Consider the following 3,942-nt stretch of genomic DNA (forward strand, 5'->3'; position numbering starts at 1 on the left):
TGGCCAACAAGTACAGCACCGCGCTGGACGCCGGCCAGGTACTGGCGCCGGCCAAGGACCTGGCGCAGATGCAGCACGTGGTGTTCAATGCCTACACCAACGCGGGCCTGACCGTGCTGTTCCTGTTCGTGGTGCTGAGCATCCTGTACTTCGCCCTGCAGGTCGGGCGCCGTGCCTGGGCCAAGCCCGAACGTACCGACAAGGAGTCGCCGTTCCAGCCCCTCCCCGAGGCCTGAGGGTACGCATCGATGTTCAATGACCTGAGCAAGATGGGCAAATACCTGGGGCAGGCAGCCCGCATGCTGGTCGGCATGCCCGACTACGACAACTATGTCGAGCACATGCAGGCCAAGCACCCGGGCAAGCCGGTGATGAGCTACGAGGCGTTCTTCAGGGAACGCCAGGCCGCACGCTACGGCGGCGGCAATGGCCGCCCCGTCCGTTGCTGCTGAACACCCCACCTGTACAAAGAGCGCCACGCCTGTCGTGGCGCTCTTGCTTTTGGGGCATGACATCAGGCAAAACCTGCTACCCCCGCCTCCTCGCCCCGGGACCGACCATGCAACTCAAGCACAAGATCGTCACCCTCAGTGTCCTGCCGCTTCTGGTGTCGGTGCTGTTCATCTGCGTCCTGGTGTTCGCCCAGAGCCGCAAGCTCGAGGAGGACCAGGCCCGCCTGGTGCAGAGCAGCATCATGGCCGCCAAGAAGGCGGAGCTGAAGAACTACCTCGAACTGGCGATGAGCCTGATCGCGCCGCTGTACGACAGTGGTGCGGACGACGACAAGACCCGCCAGCGTGCCTTGCAGATGCTGGCCCGGGCGAGTTTCGGCGTGGATGGGTACTTCTTCGTCTACGATCGTCACGGCAAGAACCTGATGCACCCCAGGCAGGCGGAGCTGGTCGGCAAGGAACTCATCGGCATGACCGACAAGAACGGCCTGCCGGTGATCCAGGCGCTGCTAAGCAGCGCCAGCCAGGGCGACGGCTACCAGTTGTACGACTGGCAGAAGCCCTCCAGTGGCCAGGTCACCGGCAAACTGTCCTACGTGGTGATGCTGGAGCGCTGGGGATGGATGCTGGGCACCGGCATCTATATCGACGACGTGGAAGTGGCAACGCTCAAGTCGCGCCAGGAAGTCGCCTCCGGCGTCCTGACCACGGTGCTGGCGATCGCCTCCTTCTCCTTACTGGCCGTGCTGGTGATCTTCACCGGCGGCCTGATGCTCAACGTCAGCGAACATCGCCTGGCCGACCGAAAGCTGTCGATGCTCAACCAGCGCATCGTCAACCTCCAGGAAGAAGAGCGCTCCCGCGTCTCCCGCGAGTTGCACGACGGCATCAGCCAGTTGCTGGTGTCGATCAAGTTCCAGTTCGAACTGGCAGCCCTGGAAGTGGCCAACGGCCAGGCCGAGGGGCTGGCCAACCTGCGCAAAGGCACGACCCGCCTGGGCGCCGCGATCGGCGAGATCCGCCGTATCTCCCATGACCTGCGCCCGTCGCTGCTCGATACCTTGGGCCTGTCGCCGGCCATCGACCAGCACCTGCGCGAGTTCGAGCAGCGCACCGCGATCCGCACCCAGTACGAATGCGCGCTGGACGACATCGAGGTGGATGCCGACCTCTCGCTCACGCTGTTTCGCATCATCCAGGAGGCCCTGGCGAACATCGAACGCCATGCCAAGGCGAGCACCGCTATAATCGCGCTGGCCGCCCACAACGGCATGATCACGCTGCGCGTGCTGGACAACGGCGTGGGCTTCGACCCTGGCGCGGCGGACGAAAGCCACGGCATCGGCTTGAGAAACATCCGTGAACGGGTCGATCACCACCACGGCACCTTCAGCATCGTATCCATGAGCGGCCGCACACAATTGCAGGTCCACATACCGATCCGCAGCGCGTGATCGGCTTCATCACCTTCAGTGCCCCGAGACTGCCATGAGCGTTACTCCCCCAATCAGAATCGCCCTGGTCGACGACCACGTCCTGGTGCGTGATGGTGTCAAATCGCTGCTCAGCGCGATCGCGCATTTCCAGGTGGTCGGCCAGGCCGAGTCCGGCGCCCAAGCGCTTGAGCTGGTGGCGGCCCTGGAGCTGGATATCCTGCTCGTCGATGTGGGCCTGCCGGACATGAACGGGCTGGAGCTGACCCGCAGGCTGCGGGCCCTGTACCCGGGCATCAAGATCCTCATGCTGAGCATGTACGACAACCAGGAGTACGTGCGCACCTCGATCAGCGCCGGCGCCCTGGGCTACGTACTGAAAAACGCGCCCTCCACGGAGCTGATCGCCGCGATCGAGGCCATCGCTGCGGGCGGCAGCTTCTACAGCCCGGAAATCGCCCGCAAGCTGGTCGGCAACAACCGCGACGAGCATGACCTGACGCCGCGCGAAGTGCAGGTGCTGTCGATGATCGCCAAAGGTGCGAACAACAAGGAGATGGCGCGGGAGCTGGGGATCAGCGTGCGCACCGTGGAAACCTACCGCTTGAGCATACGGCGCAAGCTCAATATCGATACGGCGGCGGCGTTGGTGAAGTATGCGATCGAGCATGGGTTGGTTTCCCTTTGAGGGGCGTGGTGAAACGGCCTGACCATCGGGCATATGAGCTCGATGGCACGTCGGCACGGTCTACTCGCCTAGGCGCCGCCTGACAGGCGGGGTTAAACTGGGGGCGACGCGAACCGCCCAACCATTTCCAGGAAATCCCGTGCCCAACGCCTCCGACGACCGCGCATCCTTGGCCGCCTTTGCCCTCGAAAGCCCTGCCCCGCTCTACGCCAGGGTCAAGGACATCATCTTGCAGCAGATCCGCACCGGTGTCTGGGGACCGAACTTCAAGCTGCCCTCCGAGAGCGAGCTGTTCAACCAGTTGGGCGTCAGCCGCATGACCATCAACCGGGCGCTGCGCGAACTCACCATCGAAGGCGTGCTGGTGCGCCTGCAAGGGGTGGGTACCTTCGTCGCGGAAGCCAAGGGGCATGCCGCGCTGTTCCGTATCCACGACATCGCCGAGGAAATCACCTCGCGTGGCCACACCCATCGCAGCGAAGTGATCCTGCTGGAAGCGCTGGGGGACCAGGCCCCCGCCTCGCTGCCCTTCACCCTGGACGGCGTGTGCAACCTGTTTCACTCGGTGCTGGTGCATTACGAGAACGAAACCCCGGTGCAGATCGAGGAGCGCTTCGTCAATGCCGACATTGCTCCCGATTACCTCAAGCAGGACTTCACCCGCATCACCCCTTATGCCTACCTGGTGCAACTGGCGCCGCTGACCGAAGCCGAGCACAGGGTAGAAGCCATCCACGCAACCCCCGCCGAATGCAAGCTGCTGCGCATCAAGCGTACCGATCCATGCCTGCTCATCCGCCGTCGTAGCTGGTCTGGCAAGGGGCAAGTGGGCTGCGCGCGGCTGGTCTATCCGGGCTCACGCTACCACCTGGAGGGCCGCTTCGGTCAGTAGCGCTGCAAGCCCTGCTGGGCCATCGGCCTGTTTGGTCGATAGCCCCTCGTTTTGCATTTTTTGCTGCTCGCAAAACTTTTTCTCTCCTTTCGTCGCCCTCCTGGCGTCCACGGCGGATGCCGATAGACACCTTCACGACACTCAACCCATTGAAAAATAAATTCATTTTCTCTCCCTGAAGCCCTTGTCCAGAGCGCCGACGGCAGGTTGCGCGCGCGTTCGCGCCATCTTGTATATACAGGTTGATATATGGTTGTATGTATAAGCGATGACAGACATCGACGATCTCTCAGGTGCGAGCGAGAAATCGTCACCCGGGACACCACCCCCACAAGAAGGAAACCACCATGAAAGCTTCCCGATTCCGCGACACCGAAATCCGCGCCCCGCGTGGCAACAAGCTGACCGCCAAGAGCTGGCTGACCGAAGCGCCGCTGCGCATGCTGATGAACAACCTCGACCCGCAGGTGGCCGAGA

5 protein-coding genes and 1 pseudogene are annotated in these 3,942 nt (G+C 63.0%); all 6 read left to right on the forward strand.

What is annotated here, in order from left to right; genetic code table 11:
- Positions 1–236, forward strand: a pseudogene (locus ABFA30_RS24020) (carbon starvation protein A); the annotation flags it as partial.
- Between the two features lie 12 nt (positions 237–248).
- Positions 249–452 (forward strand): YbdD/YjiX family protein, encoded by a 204-nt coding sequence (locus ABFA30_RS24025; protein ID WP_225790947.1) that lies wholly within the window; start codon positions 249–251, stop codon positions 450–452.
- Between the two features lie 107 nt (positions 453–559).
- Positions 560–1,906, forward strand: a complete 1,347-nt coding sequence (locus ABFA30_RS24030) for a cache domain-containing protein (protein WP_368816805.1) — start codon at positions 560–562, stop codon at positions 1,904–1,906.
- Positions 1,907–1,940: 34 nt separating this feature from the next.
- Positions 1,941–2,573 carry a response regulator gene (locus ABFA30_RS24035; RefSeq protein WP_225790945.1) on the forward strand — a complete coding sequence of 211 codons (633 nt, stop codon included), beginning with the start codon at positions 1,941–1,943 and terminating at the stop codon, positions 2,571–2,573.
- Between the two features lie 139 nt (positions 2,574–2,712).
- Positions 2,713–3,465, forward strand: a complete 753-nt coding sequence (hutC, locus tag ABFA30_RS24040) for a histidine utilization repressor (RefSeq protein ID WP_253081799.1) — start codon at positions 2,713–2,715, stop codon at positions 3,463–3,465.
- 347 nt (positions 3,466–3,812) lie between these two features.
- On the forward strand, positions 3,813–3,942 hold a 130-nt coding region (locus ABFA30_RS24045; protein ID WP_253081800.1), incomplete at its 3' end, for a hypothetical protein.

Source organism: Pseudomonas sp. HLMP (assembly GCF_046365545.1).
Classification (GTDB): Bacteria; Pseudomonadota; Gammaproteobacteria; order Pseudomonadales; family Pseudomonadaceae; genus Aquipseudomonas; species Aquipseudomonas guariconensis_B.

What these genes read in the sequence shown, in the direction of transcription:
- ABFA30_RS24025 (WP_225790947.1), top strand. Translation starts at nt 249, where the DNA reads ATGTTCAATGACCTGAGCAAGATGGGCAAATACCTGGGGCAGGCAGCC.
- ABFA30_RS24030 (WP_368816805.1), top strand. Translation starts at nt 560, where the DNA reads ATGCAACTCAAGCACAAGATCGTCACCCTCAGTGTCCTGCCGCTTCTG.
- ABFA30_RS24035 (WP_225790945.1), top strand. Translation starts at nt 1,941, where the DNA reads ATGAGCGTTACTCCCCCAATCAGAATCGCCCTGGTCGACGACCACGTC.